12 protein-coding genes are annotated in these 17,289 nt (G+C 68.5%); 4 read left to right on the forward strand and 8 right to left on the reverse strand.

Translation table 11 applies throughout. From position 1 onward, the window contains the following. Positions 1-155: 155 nt before the first annotated feature. Positions 156-1,184, reverse strand: a complete 1,029-nt coding sequence (locus tag JRI60_RS13215; RefSeq protein WP_204226205.1) for an Rpn family recombination-promoting nuclease/putative transposase — start codon at positions 1,182-1,184, stop codon at positions 156-158. A gap of 215 nt (positions 1,185-1,399) precedes the next feature. On the opposite strand from JRI60_RS13215, the gene JRI60_RS13220 reads away from it, so the two are divergent. Continuing rightward, on the forward strand, positions 1,400-5,485 hold the full coding sequence (locus JRI60_RS13220; protein WP_204226206.1) for a protein kinase domain-containing protein: 4,086 nt from the start codon (positions 1,400-1,402) through the stop codon (positions 5,483-5,485). Positions 5,486-5,510: 25 nt separating this feature from the next. On the opposite strand, the gene JRI60_RS13225 is transcribed toward JRI60_RS13220, so the two are convergent. The 7 genes from JRI60_RS13225 to JRI60_RS13255 all read right to left on the reverse strand — a co-directional run bounded on the left by JRI60_RS13225 (position 5,511) and on the right by JRI60_RS13255 (position 13,220). Next, complete coding sequence (locus JRI60_RS13225) at positions 5,511-6,530, reverse strand: hypothetical protein (RefSeq protein ID WP_239470488.1); 1,020 nt, start codon at positions 6,528-6,530, stop codon at positions 5,511-5,513. A 121-nt stretch (positions 6,531-6,651) separates the two neighbouring features. After that, the gene (locus JRI60_RS13230) at positions 6,652-7,257 is read right to left on the reverse strand and encodes a Uma2 family endonuclease (protein WP_204226208.1); all 606 of its coding nucleotides are present in this window, start codon (positions 7,255-7,257) and stop codon (positions 6,652-6,654) included. Between the two features lie 62 nt (positions 7,258-7,319). Then, entirely contained in the window at positions 7,320-8,549 is a 1,230-nt protein-coding gene (locus JRI60_RS13235; protein ID WP_204226209.1) for a polysaccharide deacetylase family protein, read from the reverse strand. A 265-nt stretch (positions 8,550-8,814) separates the two neighbouring features. Further along, entirely contained in the window at positions 8,815-9,753 is a 939-nt protein-coding gene (locus JRI60_RS13240) for a glycoside hydrolase family 19 protein (protein WP_204226210.1), read from the reverse strand. 254 nt (positions 9,754-10,007) lie between these two features. Further along, a complete protein-coding gene (locus tag JRI60_RS13245; RefSeq protein ID WP_204226211.1) occupies positions 10,008-11,054 on the reverse strand; it encodes a serine hydrolase domain-containing protein in 1,047 nt (348 codons plus the stop codon). Positions 11,055-11,064: 10 nt separating this feature from the next. Next, on the reverse strand, positions 11,065-12,507 hold the full coding sequence (kaiC, locus tag JRI60_RS13250; protein WP_204226212.1) for a circadian clock protein KaiC: 1,443 nt from the start codon (positions 12,505-12,507) through the stop codon (positions 11,065-11,067). Continuing rightward, positions 12,504-13,220 carry a response regulator gene (locus JRI60_RS13255; RefSeq protein WP_204226213.1) on the reverse strand — a complete coding sequence of 239 codons (717 nt, stop codon included), beginning with the start codon at positions 13,218-13,220 and terminating at the stop codon, positions 12,504-12,506. The genes kaiC and JRI60_RS13255 overlap by 4 nt, the downstream gene beginning before the upstream one ends. Before the next feature lie 326 nt (positions 13,221-13,546). Between JRI60_RS13255 and JRI60_RS13260 the strand changes: the two genes are divergently transcribed. The 3 genes from JRI60_RS13260 (at position 13,547) to JRI60_RS13270 (ending at position 17,247) form a co-directional block, all read left to right on the forward strand. Then, positions 13,547-15,544 carry an Ig-like domain-containing protein gene (locus JRI60_RS13260; protein ID WP_204226214.1) on the forward strand — a complete coding sequence of 666 codons (1,998 nt, stop codon included), beginning with the start codon at positions 13,547-13,549 and terminating at the stop codon, positions 15,542-15,544. Positions 15,545-15,584: 40 nt separating this feature from the next. Then, complete coding sequence (locus JRI60_RS13265) at positions 15,585-16,559, forward strand: hypothetical protein (protein WP_204226215.1); 975 nt, start codon at positions 15,585-15,587, stop codon at positions 16,557-16,559. Between the two features lie 73 nt (positions 16,560-16,632). Continuing rightward, positions 16,633-17,247 (forward strand): TIGR02265 family protein, encoded by a 615-nt coding sequence (locus JRI60_RS13270; RefSeq protein WP_204226216.1) that lies wholly within the window; start codon positions 16,633-16,635, stop codon positions 17,245-17,247. Positions 17,248-17,289 lie beyond the last annotated feature (42 nt).

Below are 17,289 nucleotides of genomic sequence, written 5' to 3' on the forward strand. Positions count from 1 at the left end.
GGCCACCAGGACGGCAAGGAGGCGCCGGGAAGGTGTCAAAGGTCCCAAGCGCGCCTGGGATTTGAGCGGATTCATGGGCGGGGGGTGTTGGGCTTATCGAGCAGGCCGATGGGAAGCAGCCCACCGTGCGCGAGGTTCGAGTCACCTCGGTACTTCTACTGTGCCAGGTCGTCCAGGACGTCGGAGAGGGAGGTGGAGCGCAGGGCCCGGTCGAACCAACGGTCGAGGGTGTCCAGGTCCGAGCAGGTGAGAATGCGCCGCCGCGCCTCGTCGTCGACGTGCACGCCGCGTGCGGCGAGAATCCGGACAACATCCTCCGCCCGTCCCTCCGCCCGTCCCTCCGCTCGTCCCTTCGCTAGTCCCCGGGCCAGCCCCTGCTGGAGGCCCTGCTCGATGAGTTCCTCGCCATAACTGCGCATCAGTTCCTCCGCGCGTTGCGTACCCAAGACCGAATGTAGCACCTGGCCCGTGGCGCCACGCACCGTCCTGTCTCCAACCAGGAGCAGATAGCGCACGACCATGAGCAATTCCTCCTGCCCGTTGGGGCTGGCCTGCACCTGGGCGAAGAGCGCCGTCCAGTCCGGCAATCTCTGGGCCAGCTCCTCGGTGCGCCCGTAGCGCAGCACGAGCAGGGCCAGCCGGGCCAGAGGCGGACCTGGACGCGCCATCAACGCCTCCGCTCGCTGGGTCGTCAGATCATCGAGCAGGTATTCGAAGCGCGGCACCAGCGAGCGCCACTGCTCCCGCCGTGTCGTGTCCTCTGGCAGCTCGAAGAGGTCCTCCACCCGGCGCGGCGCCGTCCAGACTCCCTCTGGCCCGTGGTACATGACGAGCGGGATGATGATGGGGAGCAGAGCGTTTTCCGGGTGCTCCTGGCGCCAGCGTTCCACCTGGCGCACCACGTAGCGCAGCATTCTGAGCGCCATCCACCTGTCCACCGACGATTGGTGCTCGAGCAGCACATAGAGGAGCAGGGGTTGACCTGTGCGAAGGCGGGCCGAGAAGAGCAGGTCGCTCTCGGTCTCCCGCAGCTCCGGGTCCACCACGCTGCCGGGCTCTCGCCTCAGGGACGTCCAGTCCACTTCGGAGACGACAGGCGGGGGCAGGACGGCACGCAATTCGGCCGCGGCCCGCTCGGGATGGCCGAAAGTATAGCGGGCGAAGAGGTCATGGGGTCCGGACATGCGGAGTGGCCCCAAGCACGTGGCGAGCCAATCCACCCGCCGGTCCGGCGCGCCCTTCGGGAGGGCTCTCTACGTGCGCTCCTGCCTGACGAGGAGGCTGGCCTCCGCGCCGGGATCATGCGGCACCGAGCGTCGCATCCAGCGTTTCCGGACTCATACCTTCCAGGGTGGACCGCTGTTCGAACGACGTGGCGGCGGCGTTGCTGGGAGAGCGGATGAGCATGCGCGAGGACGGCACGTGGGAGGAGGCACACGGGAGGGCGGCCTCCTCGGGTGCCTCGGACTTCGAGGACTCCTTCCTGAGGGCGCTGCGCGAGTCCGAGCCGTTGCACGGGCTCCCGCTCGCGGGGGCGCGGCTCGGGGGAGCGGATGGCCGCCGGTATCTCATCCTCGCCTGGATGGGCGGCGGGGGAATGGGCCAGGTCTTCCGCGCCCGGGATGAGACCCTGCAGCGGGAGGTGGCGCTCAAGTTCCTCCTGCCGCGCCCGGGCTTCGAGGCCGAGGCGCTCGCGGAAGCGCGGGCGGTGGCCCGGCTGGACCACGAGAACATCGTCCGCATCTTCGACGTGTCCGAGTGGCGGGGCAGTTCGGACGAGCCGGGCCTGCCCTTCCTGGTGATGGAGTGCCTGGAAGGGGAGTCGCTCGCCACGCTGCTGAAGCGGGGACGGCTGGAGCCGCGGCGCGCGCTGGAGGTGCTGGACGGCATCGCCGCGGGGCTGGCGCACGCGCACGGGCGCGGCATCGTCCACCGGGACCTCAAGCCGGGCAATGTCTTCCTCACCCCGCCAGGGACGGTGAAGCTGCTGGACTTCGGCCTGTCGCACCTGATGGCGTCCAGCGACCCGCGGGTGCCGCACCATGCGGGAGCGGGGACGCCGGCGTACATGGCGCCGGAGCAGTGGGGCGGCGGGCTCCAGGACGCACGCACGGATGTGTGGGCGGCCGGAGTCGTGCTCTACGAGATGCTCACCGGGGAGTTGCCCTTCCCACGCCTCCTACTCCCGGAGCTGCGCGAGCGGGTGGTGTCGGGGGCGCCGATGCCCCCGGTGCGCGCGCGCAACCCGGAGGTGCCACCGGAGGTGGAGTCGCTCCTGGCCACGGCGCTGGCCAGGGAGCCGGCCCGGCGTTTCCCCTCGGCGCGGGAGCTGCGGCACGAGCTGCGCGAGCTGCGGGCGCGCCTCGCCAGTCCCGGCTTCGAGGAGCCGGAGCCGGTGAGCAGTCAGCGCCGGCAACTGGTCCTGCTCTGCTGCCGGCTCACGGGTCTCTCCGGGCTCGTGGGGCGGCTGGATGCGGAAGACCTGGGAGAGCTGGAGGTGGCCTTCCAGCAGGGCTGTGCGGAGGTCATCCGGCAGCGCGGCGGCGGGAACCTGTCCATGGGGGGCGAGGTGTTCGCCTGTTTCGGTTGCCCGCGGGTGCGGGAGGACGACTCGGAACAGGCCGTGCGCGCGGCGCTGCACCTGGCCCACGCCGTGCCGGAGCTGCTCCAGCGGAGGCTGCCACACCTGCCCCTCTCGGGGCTGGGGGCGAAGGTAGGCCTGCACACGGGCCGGATGGTCCTGGACCTGCGCGCCATGCAGGGCGAGGCCCCCAGGGTGGTGTCCTGGCTCGCGGAGCAGGCCGGGCCCGGGGAGGTGCTCGCCAGCGAGGCGACGTGGAGGCAGGTGCGCGGGGCCTTCGAGACGGAGAGCCTCGGGGCTCGTGACTTCATGGGCCTGGCGGGGCCGGCACCCATGGAGGTCCACCGCGTGCTGCGTGAGCGGGAGGTGCGGGTCCGTTTCGACCGGACGCTGATGGCCGGTGGCCTCACGCCACTGGTGGGGAGGGAGCCCGAGCTGCGGCGGCTTTTAGAGCTCTGGGACGGGGCGAGGGACGGGCGGGGCGCCTTCGTCCTGGTGCGCGGCGAAGCGGGCATCGGCAAGTCCCGCCTCCTCCAGGAGCTGCGCGAGCGCGTGCCCCCGGAGACCGCCACGCGCTGGCGGTTCCAGTGCTGGTCGCGGCTCGGCGCCAGCGCTCTCCCTCCGGTCGCCGAGATACTCCAGCGCCTCCTGCGCTTCTCCCCGGAGAGCACTCCCCAGCGGCACCTGGAGGAGCTGGAGGCGCAGCTGGGCGAGAGGGGCCTGCCGGAGGAGGACATCCAATTGCTGGGACTGCTCCTCTCGCTGCCCGTGCCCGAGGGCTCTCCGGTCTACCGCTTCACCCCCGCACGGCGGCAGGAGAAGACGTACGAGGCCCTGGTGAACGTGCTGCTGTGCATGGCGCGCCAGCGCCCGGTGCTCCTCGCCGTCGAGGATCTGCACTGGGCGGACTCCTCCTGGCTCGAGTTCCTCGCAACCCTGCTCGAGCGCATCGAGAGTGCGCACCTGCTCGTCGTGCTCAGTGCCCGCCCCGAGTTCCAGCCCGCGTGGCCCTCCCGCGGCGGGTTCCATCGGCTCTTCCTGGAGCGCCTGCCGGCCGGGCTCGCGACGGAGCTGGTGAGGCAAGCGGCCGGGGAGCGTGAGCTGCCAGAGGAAACGGTGCGGGAGCTGGTGGGGAAGACGGATGGCATTCCGCTCTTCATCGAGGAGGTAACGCGCAGGGTGCTGGAGGGAGGGGAGGTGGCATCCATCCCGGTCACCCTGCACGAGCTGCTGCTGGCGCGGTTGGATCTGCTCCCCTCACGACAGAAGACGCTGGTCCAGCTCGGGGCGGTGGTGGGGAGGGACTTCTCACTGACCCTGCTGGCGGCCGTCACGGGGCGCGAGGACTCCGACCTGCGGCGTGAGCTCGGGGGGCTGGTGGAGGCGGGATTGCTGCGGGAGGAGCGGGAGGAGGCGGACGAGCTCCAGTACCAGTTCCGGCACGCGCTCTTCCAGGAGGCGGCGTACCAATCCCTGCCGCGCGGCGAGAGGAGACGGCATCACCAGCACATCGCGCGAGTGCTGGTGGCGCGCTTCCCCGCGGTGGTGGAGGCAAGGCCCGAGGTGCTCGCCTCCCACTACACGGAGGCGGGAGAGCCCGCGCTGGCCATCCCCTCCTGGTATCAGGCCGGGATGCTCGCCTACAAGCGTCTGGCCATGCCGGAAATGGTGAGGCACCTCTCGCGGGCGCGGGCACTGCTGCGCGGCCTGCCGGAGCCCTTCGGCCACCCCGTCCAGGAGCTGCAGCTGTTGACGGCTCTGGGCTACGCCCAGGCAGTGCTGCGAGGGTTCGTCTCGCCGGAAGTGACGCGGACGTATACGCGGGCCCGGGAGCTGGTGCGGCGGATGGACGAGCTCACGCCCCAGCTCGACTCCAGTCTCTGGATGATCTTCTTGTTTCACCATCACCGGGCGGAATTGCCTTTGTGCCACGAGCTGGCCGAGAAGGTGGTGCGCCAGGGAGAGCGCCAGCGGAGCCCGGAGCTGCTCGTGATGGGCCATGGGATGAGGGCGAGCGAGTTGTATTCCAGGGGCCGTGCGCGGTCCTCTCTGGAGGCCACCGAGCGCGCGATGATTTATGCGCGCTCCCTCCCCGAGGCGCACCGACGGCGATTGTTGGCGAGGTCGCTGGCCCAGGCTTCCATCATCCAATCCGTGACAGGCAGGCTGGAGCAGGCCCGGGAGTCCGCGCGGGAGGCGCTGTCCCTGGCCCGGAGCATCGGCGAACCCCTCTTTCTGTTGGTGGTGCTGACCTACACGGGCTGGGCCTGCGTGTGCCGCTGGGATGTCCAGGAAGCCTCGAGGTTGGTGGACGAGGCCCACGCCATCTCCAGCGAGCGCGGCGATTGGCTCTGGCCGATGTGGACGAATGCCACCCGGGGTGGGTTCCTGGCCGAGCTGGGGCAGCCGCGAGAGGGTCTGATGCTCGTGCAACAGCAAGTCACACGCTGCAGAGCCTGGGGGATCCAGGACCTGCTGCTCTACTGCCTTGTCGTGCTCGCGCATGTGTACCTGAAGCTGGGTCAGGCCGGCGAAGGGCTGAGGACGGTGGACGAGGCCTTGGGCGAGGTGCGGGAGAAGGGAATGCTCGGCTACGAGCCGGAACTGCACCGCCTGCGTGGAGAGTTGCTGCGCGTCGGGGGGCGGGAGCGCGAGGCGCGGAGTGCCTTCCTCCGTGCCCTCGCCGTGGCCCAGGAGCAGGGGGTGCTCCTCTACGAACTGCGCGCGACGGTGGGATTGGGGCGGTTGTTGAGAGACACGGGTCGGCCGGAGGTGGCTCGGAGGCTCCTGTCGCCCATCCTCGGCCGGTTCGAGGCGGGTGTGGAGTCGGCCGACCTCGCGGAGGCACGGATGCTGCTGGAGCAGCTCTCCGGTGGTGAGATGCCGGGAGTGGTGAGTCCTTAGGGAACATCTTGGCGACGAGGCCAGGTCACCACAGCACCTTGGCGACGGCGATGGTGGCGTCGAGACGGGGACCGGCCTCGTAGAACATGTACTCCACGCCGTTCTCGTTGCCGAACGACGGCGCCGCCGCCCGGCCATTGTCTGGCCAGCCGCCCAGCGGCGTGTGGAACACCCCGAGGTGGAGCTCCTTGTCGAAGTTCAGCCCGACCTCGGTGATGTACATCCTCCCGCTGCCTCCGTGGTAGATGACGTAGGCCGTGCCGTTGCGGAACACCACATGCGGCCCGGAGATGTCTGTCTCACCATCCGCGGCCGGCGAGATGAGGGGGCGCTGCTGGATTGACCAGCTCTGCGCGTCACCGGTCGCGGACCAGCCCCAGAAGATCCGGCGTCTACCGTTCTGGTTGCCCATGAACACCATGACGTAGTGGCTGCCCTTGGCGGGAATGTCGTGCTCGAACACGCGCGCGTAGGACGTCTCGGTGACGGAGCCATCCGTGAAGAATCGCGTCGAGACGCACCCGCCCTGGTAGGTGAAGTGGATGCCGTCGGTGGACGTCGCCACGCGGGTGACCGTGTTCTCGCCGTGGAAATACAGGTAGAACTGATTCACCCGCGAGTTCCAGAGCACGTGCGGTGACGAGACGTGGGTGATGTCGGGTGGGCCCCCCGGCCACGTTCGCGAGAAGATGGGGTTGTAGGGGTACTCGGTGAACTGACCATCGAGGTGGTCGCCGTAGGCCAGACAGATGCCACCGGGCGCATCGTGGGGCGCGTAATACAGGTAGTAGCGCGCCAACGGGTTGGCGACCCGGCCGATCGTGCCGCGGATGCAGGGGAAGATGAGCTCGCCCGTCGGGTTGTATCTCAAATTCACCTTGTTGAACGGCGTGCCGATGTAGGTGTAGTTCGGAAAGCCGGCGGGTGCCGCGTTGGCGAGACCTGACGCGAGCCCCGTTCCCCCTCCGAGGACGAGCCCTCCCGACGTTGCCAGCGACCCCTGGAGGAACGCTCGCCGGCTCACCTCAGTCCGAACCGCGTTCATGCGCTTGGAATCATCCCTGACAGTCATTTCGGCTCCTTTGTCAGGTCATGAGGAAGGGCTTGGTTTTTTCGGGTTTTCTGGATTGAACCCGGGACCCGGTTCGCGAGGCTGCGGAGCTGGCTCAGCCAGCCCAGACGAGCGCCAGCTCGAGCTCCACGGCTTCGAACGGCTCGGCACGGACCGGCTCCTCTCCGGCGAAGGCCTCGACCAGGAGCCAGTGGCCTCCCTCGAGCCGGAAGATCTCGAGCGTGCGCGCGAGCGGGTCCACGTGCCAGACGTGGCGTACCCCTTCCCGCGCGTAGATGCGCATTTTCTGGACCTTGTCGATGCGCCGTGTGCGCTCGGAGAGGACCTCGCACACCCAGTCCGGAGCGAGGTCGTAGTGCGCGGGGGCGTCGTCCCCTCCGACGGCATCCGGCAGGCGCTCGCGCCTCCATCCGGCGAGGTCTGGCACGAGCTTGTCCGGGCGGGGACCGAGGTGGAGCTCTGGCTCGTCGAGGATGACCCATCCACCCGGTCCCCCCTTACCGAACAGGAAAGGCATCGAGAGGAGTGCGCCCAGTCGCGACGCCGCGTTGGTGTGGGGGCGGGTTGGGCGGGGGCTGAGGTGCAGCTCCCCGTCGAGGAGCTCCGCCACCATCTCCGCCGGAGCCGCTTGGAAGGCCGCCTCGATGGATGGAGCGTTTCGCTCGGTGGACTCGGATTCGGGAGGGCGGCGGGTGGCCATGAGGGGAGATTTCCGCATGACCCTCGTCTTGTGCAATGCCGAGGCCGCTCGGAGAGGTGTCGTCAAGGGGCTGCTGCCGCGTCGGCGTCGGCGAGCGCGAAATCATCCATGGTGAGCGTGCCGACCTGGTCGATGGACAGTCCCACGCTGAGGGCCCGGGCCTCGGCCGGAGCGGGAGGCGTCGTCCATTCGGCGTGGGTGTAGTTGCTTTGCGCTGGGAGCAGCGGCCCCTGTGCCCAGAAGATCCACGCGCCCGAGCTGTTCCGATAGTACGCCTTGAACCGGACCGACGTGGTGGCTTTGTACCAGGCCGAGATGCGGTAGTGGTGCCCCGTCGTCGTGGGCGGCGCGCACGTGCCGGAGTCCTGCAGGGTGATGAGCTTGCGGTCGCCGCTGGTGATGCTGGTGATGCGCACCTGCTGAGCCCAGCTCCCGCCGTGGGCGTCCGACGTCCGCGTCCACGTGAAGGAGTTGGTACCGAAGCCGCCGCGCTGCCAGCAGTCCGGTGTCCCGTCTCCATTGCTGTCCGCCTCGAGCGACGGGTTCTTCAAGATCTGGACCCCGGGCGATGGAACGACCGCGTCCATGGTGGCGACGAACGTCCCGCGGGAGGCGCGGGGGACCAGCCAATCGAGGAACGCCGTCAGCGTGGCCGGCGCGACGGAGTAGGTCTGGGGCGGGTTGCACGGGGCGCAGATGTGGTGGAAGACAATCGGCACCCAGCCGCCGCCGGCCTGTTCCGCCCGCAGCACGTAGCCCTGGAGGTCCGCGAGCGTGGTGGTGGACTGCACGGAGCCGTGCGTGCGCACCGCGTACGGGTCCGAGGGAGGCACGGGTTCGGCCGCCGGGCAGCTGCTGCAACTGGGGGTGCGCAGGCCGCCGCTCTCCCGGGCCGAGTTGTAGTTGCAGTCGATGACGAGCTGCCGGGTGACGGAGTTCTTGTCGCCGAACGGGTAGGCGAACGAGGTGACCCGGAAGCCCGCGTTCAACAGGGCCGCCCGATCGTCGCAGATCTCCCGCCGCTGCTCGTCCGGCGAGAGGCTGGTCAGGTGCGGATGGGTCAGCGTGTGGCCGCCAATCTCGTGCCCGGCGTCCTGGAGTGCGCGCACTTGCGCGAGCGTGAGGAAGCCAGACATCCCCAGCCGCCCGCTGTTGATGAAAAAGGTGCCACGCATTCCGCGCGCCACGAGCATCGCCGCCGCCGACGACTGGGTGGCCAGTCCGTCATCGAAGTTCAGCGACACCGCCACCTGGCCAGGAGATAGGACGAGAGCTTGAGATGTGGTTGCCATGATGACGCCCCTCCAGATGCCGTCGAATGAGACGGACAGGGCACCGGGAGCTGGCGGGAGCACCGGCACGGTACCCGCACAGGGAAGCTATGCATGACAAGCGCCAGGGAAAGGTCACTGCCAAAGCACGGGTCGGATGCCCGGCCGAGCAGAGCCCAGACGAGCGCCAGCTCGAAATCCACGGCTTCGAACGACTCCTCTCCGTTCGTGCAATGCCGGGCCCCGGGGGATCGCTCCCGCGGGGCCCTCGCCAGCGCCGGGTGGCTCAGCAGCCGGTGTTGCCGCCGGGGTTCACGCCGAGCCTGCTCGTGAAGTCCAGGTAGTTGTTCACGCGGCTCTGCACCTGGGCGGGGTTGCGGCCATTGCACTCCAGGGCCCCGTTGATGGTGCGGATGGTCTCGCCGAAGCCGACGTTGTTGACCATGGCGTCATGCCCCGTCATGTAGCCCGCGCCCGTCTGCGTCATCCAGAACCAGAGGCCGGTCCGCCAGGCCACGACCGCATCCCGCGAGATCAGGTCCGGGTCGTTCTTGAGGTCCAGCCCGAGCGCGTTGCCAGCGGCGCAGTAGTTGCCGTTCCACGACAGCTGGATGGGACCCCGCCCGTAGTACCACTTGCCCGGCGCGCAGCCGCAGCCCGGCGGGCCCCAGCTGGTGTCGCACATCACGCTCTTGTTGATCTCCTCGATGTAGAAGAGGCCGCCCGTCTCGTGCGAGATGTTGGCGAGGAAGGCCGCCACCTCGCGCTTGCGGGTGTCGACGTCACCCGTGGTGGCGAACCCGGGGAAGGTCGACGCCGCGGTGAAGAACGCGCTGAACGAGTAGAACGGGTTGCGGTTGGGGAACATGCTGTTGAACATGGCCTCGCTGAGCACCCCTCCCACTCCCGGGTTGGTGCCACCGCCGCCGTTGCCGCCACCACCATTGCCACCGCCACCATCGCAGTTACCGCCCGTCGACCACAGCGACGGGGCCGCCACGGGATTCCAGCCGCAACCGACGCAGGCGGTATGAGAGATGAGCGCCGTGTAGTTCGCGCCGCTGTAACTCACGACATCGCCCGTGCTGTAAGCCGTTCCCTCGGCCCATGCGCCTCGACACGCCGCCGCCGCGATCTGCGGAACAAGTACCGTCGCGATGGAAGAGAACAGCAGCGCTGCGAACATGAACTTCTTCGAAATGTCACACAGTCCCTGTGGCCGCATCTCGAGCTTCTCCTCTGTTGTTGAGTGTGGGTCTGTCTACGTCCAGCAAGTGCAGACGCTGTTCATGGAGCGGCTCACTCATTTTTTCGGGTTTTATCGCGTCATCGAGCCCGACCCCCCGCGGTGTCATTCCCCTCTCCACGCGTGGTCCTTGTTTTCTTATGTTTTGACCGTTCACGCGTCTGGCTTTGGCTCGAGGGAGGCAGGAGGCTGTCTGGCAATCCCATGCACCGAGGATGCGAGGACGGGAGACGCTACCGGAGGTATCCGTCGAGGAGCGCGAACCCGGGCCCCTCGACGGGAACTCGTTTCCGGAGCGATGCGAGGAAGGACCACGCGTGGTCCGACAGGAGGACCACACCGACGTCCGCCTCCGCCGAGAAGCCGATGAAGCCCGCGTAGCCGCCCGTCACCGAGGAGCGCCACACCAGCGGCTTTCCACCCACGTCGGTGATGTTCCACCCGAGCCCCACGCGCATGCCGCGCGCCTCCACTCGCGGTTCGTGCGCGAGCCGCAGGGCCCGGCCGAGCCCGGCATCCCGGTGTCCGAGGTTCGCGTCGAGGAAGCGCAGCAGGTCGGGCACCGTCGAGCGGACCGCCCCCGCACCGGGCAACGCCGGGAAGGTCCAGCCCGGCACCGGCACGCCCCGGGCGGTGTGGCCGGGAATCAGCCTCCGCTCCTGTTCCTCGGAGAGGCGGACAGCGGTGGTGTCGCTCAATCCCAGCGGCGTGCAGAGGTGGTCCCTCAGGGCGTGGCCGTAGTTGAGTCTCAGGCGGCGTGAGAGGACGTGGCCGAGCACGCCCATGCCGATGACGGACTCGGCGTACTCGCGCGGCGGCGGGTGCTGGGGGTGGTAGCTCCTCAAGAAGGCCCCGAACAGCTCCGCGCCGAAGTGGCCGTAGGGGTCGGCCGGGTTCCGCTGGGGAGTCCGCAGGTTCGGCGGGTCGTACGGCATGCCGGACGTATGCGTCGCCAGCTGCTCGAGCGTGATGCGGCCGGCCACTTCATCCGGGAGGAGGGGCAGGGGGAGCACCTCCTTCAGCGGCGTATCGAGCTTCGCCTCACCCCGGTCCACCAACAACCCGAGCAGGGTGCCGGTGAAGACCTGGGTGAGGAAGCCCAGCTCGTACAGGGCCTCCGCGGCGGGCGGTGTCCCCTCGCGGCGAAGCGCCTGGACGTGGTGCTCTCCCCGGTGCGTGATGCCCACGCACAGCGCCGCCGAGGGGTAGGCGCGCAGGTAGCGCCGGGTCGCGCGGAAGATCGCCTCGGAGGGCGAGCCAGGGGAGGCTTGGTGGGTCATGGGGGGAGCCCTATCCGCGAGGCCGGCTCTCCTCTTCCGCCTGGGAGTCACGCGGCGCCTCCACGCGCAGCCCTCCGGGACGGATGTGCATCGTGTAGGAGTCCTCCGCGTGCGCCGAGCCCCGCATCTTCACCACGCTGATGGTGCGGGAGAGCTTCTGCTCCTTCCGCTCGTAATCGAGCGCGATGATGGCGTCGGGGATGGTGGAGAGGAACGGCGCCGTCGAGTCGTCTTGGTGGGTCGTGAGCGTCTGCGTGAGGAGCGCGCTGCGGCTGTGCTCCCGGACCAGGGACGCGAAACCGACCATGAACTGCCGGAAGCCCCTCGCGGACGTCGAGTGCGCGATGGACGAGATGCTGTCGAGCACGATGAGGGACGGATCGAACTCATCCAGGCTCCTGCGCAGCTCCACCAGCAGATCCTCGGGGCTGGTGGCCTCGGGGTAGCTGCAGTCCATGCGCAACTTCCCCTGCTGCACGAACTCGTCCATGGGCAGCCCGACGCTCGCGAAGTTGCGCAGCAGGATGTTCCGCGTCTCCTCGAAGCCGTAGTAGGCCACGCGCTCCCCACGCGTCGCCCCGGCCCTGGCGTACATGCCGGCCAGGGTCGTCTTCCCACTGCCCGAGGGGCCCCGCAGCAGCGTGATGGAGTCCCGGAGCCAGCCCCCGTTCATCATCGTGTCCAGCCCCGCGAAGCCGCTCGAGAACCGGCTCGTCGTGGGAGGCGCATCGTGGGCCCCCTGCACCCCGAACGGGAACACCATCAATCCCTTGCTGGTGATGGTGCAGGGGTACTCCCCCTTGTAGTGCGCGCTGCGCCGGTACTTGTGGACCTCGATGGTCCGCCGCCGCCGCTCGTCGTCCACCAGGTTGCGCAGGACGAGCACCACATCACACAGGAAGTCCTCGACGCCCAGCGTCGTCCGGGGGCCGTAGTCGTCCGGCGCTTCCGCCGTCACGAGCGCCGTCAGCTCGAGCCTCCGGAAGGTCCGCACCAGCTCGAAGAACTGGTGCCGGAGCCGCTCCTCGGACGGCTTCGGGCTGAACAGCGCGGTGGCGGAGTCCAGGACGATCGCCTGCGCGCCGAACTCGCTGACCGCGGCCTCGATGCGGTGCACCAGCGCGACGATGTCGTAGTCCCCCGTGACGACGGTGCTCGCGTCCATCGGGAGGGTGAGGTCCGTGAACCGGAGCTTGTCCGTCGCCAGCAGCTCCGAGGTGGCGAAGCCGAGCCCCTCTCCGGTGTCCTCGAGGTCCGCCGGGGTCTCCTCGATGGTGAACACCATCGTCTTGAGTCCCGAGCGGGCCAGGTGGCTGGCGATCTGCAGCGCGAGGATGCTCTTGGCCGCACCGCTCTTTCCCGTCAGGAGGGTGGTTCGTCCCCTCGGAAGGCCGCCGTTCGTGATGGTGTCGAGCCCGGGTACGCCTGTTGGCACCTTCTGCATCGTGGTCATCGTCTCCGTTCGACCTGTACGTCATGCAGCAGGTCGGTCACCGCCTGGAGCTGGTCCAGGGCTCCCAGGTAATAGGCTCGTGGCGTGGGAAAGCGCTTGACGAGCGTGGGGGTGAAGGCAATGCGGTCCTCGTCGAACGAGACGGGGCGCTCCTTCGAGAGGTCCACGACCGTGAGCCTCACCTGCGAGCGCTCGTAGCCCGCCAGCAGCGTCTCGAGCTTGCGGAGCGCGCGCAGCGAGGCGGGAGAGGCCTCGCTGATGTAGAGCGTGAGCTCGACCTTCACGCCTCGCTGGCCCTCTTCCTTCTGCTGGGTCCGCTGCAGGTGCTCCTTGGTCCTCACCAGCTCGCGGTCGCGTACCGGGGCGAGGATCTCGTGGATCCTGAAGAGGAACTTGTCCACGTCGATGGGCTTGCGGATGACGCGGTAGCCCGCCGTGCCTTCCAGGTGGGAGGCCCCCGTGAGCACGAGGGACTCGCAGTTGAGCAGGCCGTTCTCCGCGGCCTGGGCCAGCATGCGCGCTCCGTCGAAGTCCGGGAGGTTGTAGTCCGTGATGACGAGGTGGAATTGCTCGCGGCGAAGCGCCTCGAGCCCCTCGCCCGCCGTGGCCGCGACGGTGACGTGGTAGCCGGCCGCCTCGAGCACCTCTTGCAGTGCCTCGCGGATGTCCGGGTCATCCTCGACGTACATCACCCGCAGTCCTAAAGACGCCACGTTCTCTCCCAACGGGGTGCCATGACGGTGTCGCCAGCGCGGCGCTGGCATACCAGAATTCGGGGCGCTGTTCGCTTGGCGCTGGGCGGCGTTCCCCCACCGGACCGCTTCGGGAGGAGTGTGCGGATTTCAACAACTCCTGCCGTGTTGGAGGCCCCGGAGAACGGTGATGGTGTGATTCTCGCATGAGCCCGTACTCGCGAGGAACTCCGTGATTCCGGGTGCATGAAGAGAATCGCCACCGATGACGATGTTGTGCGCTGATTGGCGCCCCCCTGACGTGCGCGCCGTGTCCGCGTGCGGTCCATCGTGATCGGAGGTCAATGATGCGCCAGCCCCTGCGTTCCTGGGTGCCAACGCTTTGTCTGGTGGCCTTGCTCGGCTGTGCGCCTGGCAACGAGCCATCGGATGGGAACCCCCCCCAGGCCAGGGTGGGCCTGGAGCCAGCGACGGCAGCGCTCCTCACGGGCGGGACGCAGCGCTTCACCGCGACGGTGACGGGCTCGAGCGAGACGGCGGTGCGCTGGACCTCGACGGGTGGGGACATCACGGGCGAGGGCGTGTACACGGCGCCAGCGATCGCGGGCACGTACACGGTGCGGGCCACGAGCGTGGCGGACGCGAGCTCCTACGCGGAATCCTCGGTGACGGTGACCGCGCCGCCGGTGCGCTCGCCGCCGATGATCGGGCATCTCGTGGCGGCGCCCTCGACGATCGACCCGGGGCAGAGCACGACCCTGAACTGGGAAGTGGTGGGGGCCACGAGCCTGAGCCTCGAGCCGGAAGTGGGCACCGTGACGGGCTCGCGTGTGTCGGTGAGCCCGGCCAAGACGACGACCTACACGCTGCGGGCCACCAATGACGTGGGGAGCGTCACGGCGAGCGTGACGGTGACGGTCACCGTTCCCCCGGACACCTGGGCGTCCCTGGGTTGGGCCCACGAGCTGCCCGGGAACTACGACTCGGACGTCTATCGCTGGCTGGATTCCGGAAGGCAGCAACGGACGGCCGTGCTCACGCGCAACGACAGCAGGGATCCGGGCGGCAGCTACGGCGGCATGCTCCGGCAGTTCCGCTTCCGCGTGGGCACCCAGGAGCGCGTGTCCACGGGCACGGGCGCCAGTGGCTTGTGGAACGGCTGGGGCTACGTGGTGAGCCATTACGGCAACACGGTGGCCTACTCCGCGAACATCCCGGGCAACCACCGCCGGGTCTTCGTGGGCCGGCACCATGCCGTCCACGAGTTCTCCTGGTCCATTCCCATCAGTGGCATCCCCGTCAAGGTCACGGTGCACTGGTTCTTCTCCACGGGGAGGGATCATCCGGTCTACGCCGTCACCTTCGATACCAGCGCCGCCGGACCCGGTGGATTGCCCACCAACGCGGACTCGCGGACGCCCTATGGCGACATCGCCTGGGATGGTGATGGCACCAACGCGTGGGTGGATGGCGTGAAGTGGGGAGACAAGTACAGGTTCTTCTCCCGCGACGAACCCCTCACGGACCAGAGCCGCTGGGACTACCGCCAGCTCAACGCGGTTCCCTACACCCTGACGTACTCCCGGAGCGCCGACGCGGAGATGGGCATGGTGCAGACGCTCGACTGGCTCCAGCACAACACGGGCGGCACCTGGTTCCACGACAACTGGGGTCATGCCTCCGAGGACCGCGTGAATGCCAGTCAGTTCGGCTCCTGGCTCATGCCGCCCAACTGGAACTGGCCCTACCAGATGTGCCAGTACGAGATGGGTAACACCCAACCGACCCGGAGCAAGCGTCTGGCCTGGGGCTTGATGTACGGCGCCGTGGGCTCTCTCCTCTATGGGGCGTATGGCAACGGGGGACAGCTCTCGGGGCATCCCCACCAGAGCTACTCCGTCTTCATGGTCATGGGCCGGCAGAGCGCCGAGACGGTGCTGGCGCAGGCGACCCAGGTGGAGCGCATGCTCCGGGCGCAGCTCGTCGCCATTCGAGGCTCGCTGGTGAGCGAGGGTCCCCCCGGCGTGGCCCGCGCCGACACCGCGCGCTATCCGGTGGCTGGCTACAACAGCACCTACGCGGCCTACGAGCTCCAGCCGGACGTGACGGGCCAGTTCACCGTGACCCTGAATGCCGCCGGTGGAGACATCCAGAATCCCGTCTTCCTCGTTCACAAGGAGGGCGGAGTGCCCGGGCGCGTCTACCTGGATGGCGTGCCGCTGATCGCGGACCTGGACTACTTCGCGTCTTCCGATGCCAGCACCGGTGTGGTGTGGCTCACCCTCAACCGCGTGTGGAGCGGCAGCCATACCCTGTCCACCGGTCCGGGCAATGGCTTGAAGTGACCGGTAGTGGAACGCGGCTCCCAGGAAAGGCGGAACCCTCATGCTCGAACGGAGTGCGGTGGTGGTCGGCTGTCTATCGGCGTTGTTGGTGGTGCTCGCGGCTCCAGGAGCACTCGCCCAGAGCGCTCAGGCGCCGGGGGACACGGTGCCACGGCGGGAGGATGCGCCCTCGCGGGTGATTCCGCCCCTCCACACCTTCTACCGGGTGGGCGTCGCCGCGCGCGCGAACCCCACGGGCCTCTTCACCCAGCTCTCCTTCCAGGTGCGCTACCGCCTGTACGAGAGCCCGTCGCTCGCGCTGAAGGACAACTTCATCGGCGTGGGGCCGGTGGCCTTCGTGAGCCCGGCCTTCGTGCGTGGCGGCATCGGCGTGGAGCTCCAGCCGCTCTCCGTGCTGAACCTGTCCGCCTCCTACGAGGGCACCCGCTGGTTCGGCAACTTCAACTACCTGCAGTCCTTCCCTGGCCCCAACGCGGACGCGAGCGACCGGCGCCTGGCGGAGCTTGGCGGGGAAGGGGGGACGAGCTACACCTCCAGTGGCACCCTGCTCACCCTGGCCGCGATGCTGCAGTTCAAGGTGGGCCCCCTCGCGGTGCGCTCCAACCCGCGGTTGGTCCGCTTCGACCTGCGGCTGCGCGAGGGGGACCGCGTCTTCTACGAGCCGGTGCTGGACGTGGTCGTCCCCAATGGGGGCTGGGTGGCGAGCAACGACGCGGATCTGCTCTACGTGGCGGGCCGCCTGGCCGTGGGCCTGCGCTACACGGCCACGGGCAGCTTCTTCCGGCCCCGGGACTACCCGGCTGGAGAGATGGACCTCGGACTCAACCCCACCATCCACCGGGTGGGACCCTTCCTCGCCTACACGTTCCATGACGAGGTCGACCGGCGCTTCAACGCTCCCACCCTGGTGCTCGTCTCGCAGTGGTTCCTCAGCCACCGCTATCGGACGGGCATGGAGGTGAGCCAGGCCCTCCCGTGGATCGCGCTCGCCTTCCAGTTCAAGGGCATCCCCTGAGTAGGATGCCACCCCTTACCGTCGCCTGTTCCTCCAAGTAGGCTCGGTGGTCAAAGCCGCGAGAGGAGTGGGTATGGACAGCTCGGGTTCCGATGATGCGTTGCCGCTCGGTTCGGACGAGGAGATGCAGCAGCGGCTGGCGTTCACGACTCCGGAGGACACCATGCGGGGTGTCTTCTACAACGGGATATTGGATGCCGTGCGGCAACTGGGGAGCGAGGATGCGGTCCGGCGCTGTCTGGAGGCGTGCGGAGAGTCGGGGTTCCTGGACTTCTTCAACTACCCGTACAGCAGCTTCATCCGGCTGCTGTACACGGCGGCCCGGCTCCTGAGCGACAAGTATGGCGGCTTCGAGCAGGCGCTGGCGGCGATGGGCCACTACGCGGCCACGCGCTACTACACCTCTCCGGTGGGACGGGCGCTGCAGCTGATGTTCATGAACGACCCGAAGCGGCTCATCTCCAACCTGCCGATGGCCTCCAAGATGGCCGCGGCGGGCTCGCAGTGCGAGGTGCGGCTGACGGATCAGAAGAGCGGCGTCGTCATCTACCGGCACGACCTGCTGCCCCGCCCCTACATCGTGGGGGGGTTCCTCGGGACCTTCGAGTCCATTCATACGAAGGGCCTGAAGGTGGACGTGCGCGTCCTGGGACCGCTCGACACGGAGTACACCTTCTCCTGGGAGTGAGGGCCTCGCTTCCCCCCGTAAGTCAGGGTCTCCTGTAAAAGT

Origin of the sequence: Archangium violaceum (assembly GCF_016887565.1) — a bacterium.
GTDB classification, from domain to species: Bacteria; Myxococcota; Myxococcia; order Myxococcales; family Myxococcaceae; genus Archangium; species Archangium violaceum_B.

What these genes read in the sequence shown, in the direction of transcription:
- JRI60_RS13270 (WP_204226216.1), top strand. Translation starts at nt 16,633, where the DNA reads ATGGACAGCTCGGGTTCCGATGATGCGTTGCCGCTCGGTTCGGACGAG.
- JRI60_RS13220 (WP_204226206.1), top strand. Translation starts at nt 1,400, where the DNA reads ATGAGCATGCGCGAGGACGGCACGTGGGAGGAGGCACACGGGAGGGCG.
- JRI60_RS13245 (WP_204226211.1), bottom strand. Translation starts at nt 11,054, where the DNA reads ATGACCCACCAAGCCTCCCCTGGCTCGCCCTCCGAGGCGATCTTCCGC.
- JRI60_RS13260 (WP_204226214.1), top strand. Translation starts at nt 13,547, where the DNA reads ATGCGCCAGCCCCTGCGTTCCTGGGTGCCAACGCTTTGTCTGGTGGCC.
- JRI60_RS13240 (WP_204226210.1), bottom strand. Translation starts at nt 9,753, where the DNA reads ATGCGGCCACAGGGACTGTGTGACATTTCGAAGAAGTTCATGTTCGCA.
- JRI60_RS13265 (WP_204226215.1), top strand. Translation starts at nt 15,585, where the DNA reads ATGCTCGAACGGAGTGCGGTGGTGGTCGGCTGTCTATCGGCGTTGTTG.
- JRI60_RS13215 (WP_204226205.1), bottom strand. Translation starts at nt 1,184, where the DNA reads ATGTCCGGACCCCATGACCTCTTCGCCCGCTATACTTTCGGCCATCCC.
- JRI60_RS13235 (WP_204226209.1), bottom strand. Translation starts at nt 8,549, where the DNA reads ATGGCAACCACATCTCAAGCTCTCGTCCTATCTCCTGGCCAGGTGGCG.
- JRI60_RS13230 (WP_204226208.1), bottom strand. Translation starts at nt 7,257, where the DNA reads ATGGCCACCCGCCGCCCTCCCGAATCCGAGTCCACCGAGCGAAACGCT.
- kaiC (WP_204226212.1), bottom strand. Translation starts at nt 12,507, where the DNA reads ATGACCACGATGCAGAAGGTGCCAACAGGCGTACCCGGGCTCGACACC.
- JRI60_RS13225 (WP_239470488.1), bottom strand. Translation starts at nt 6,530, where the DNA reads ATGAACGCGGTTCGGACTGAGGTGAGCCGGCGAGCGTTCCTCCAGGGG.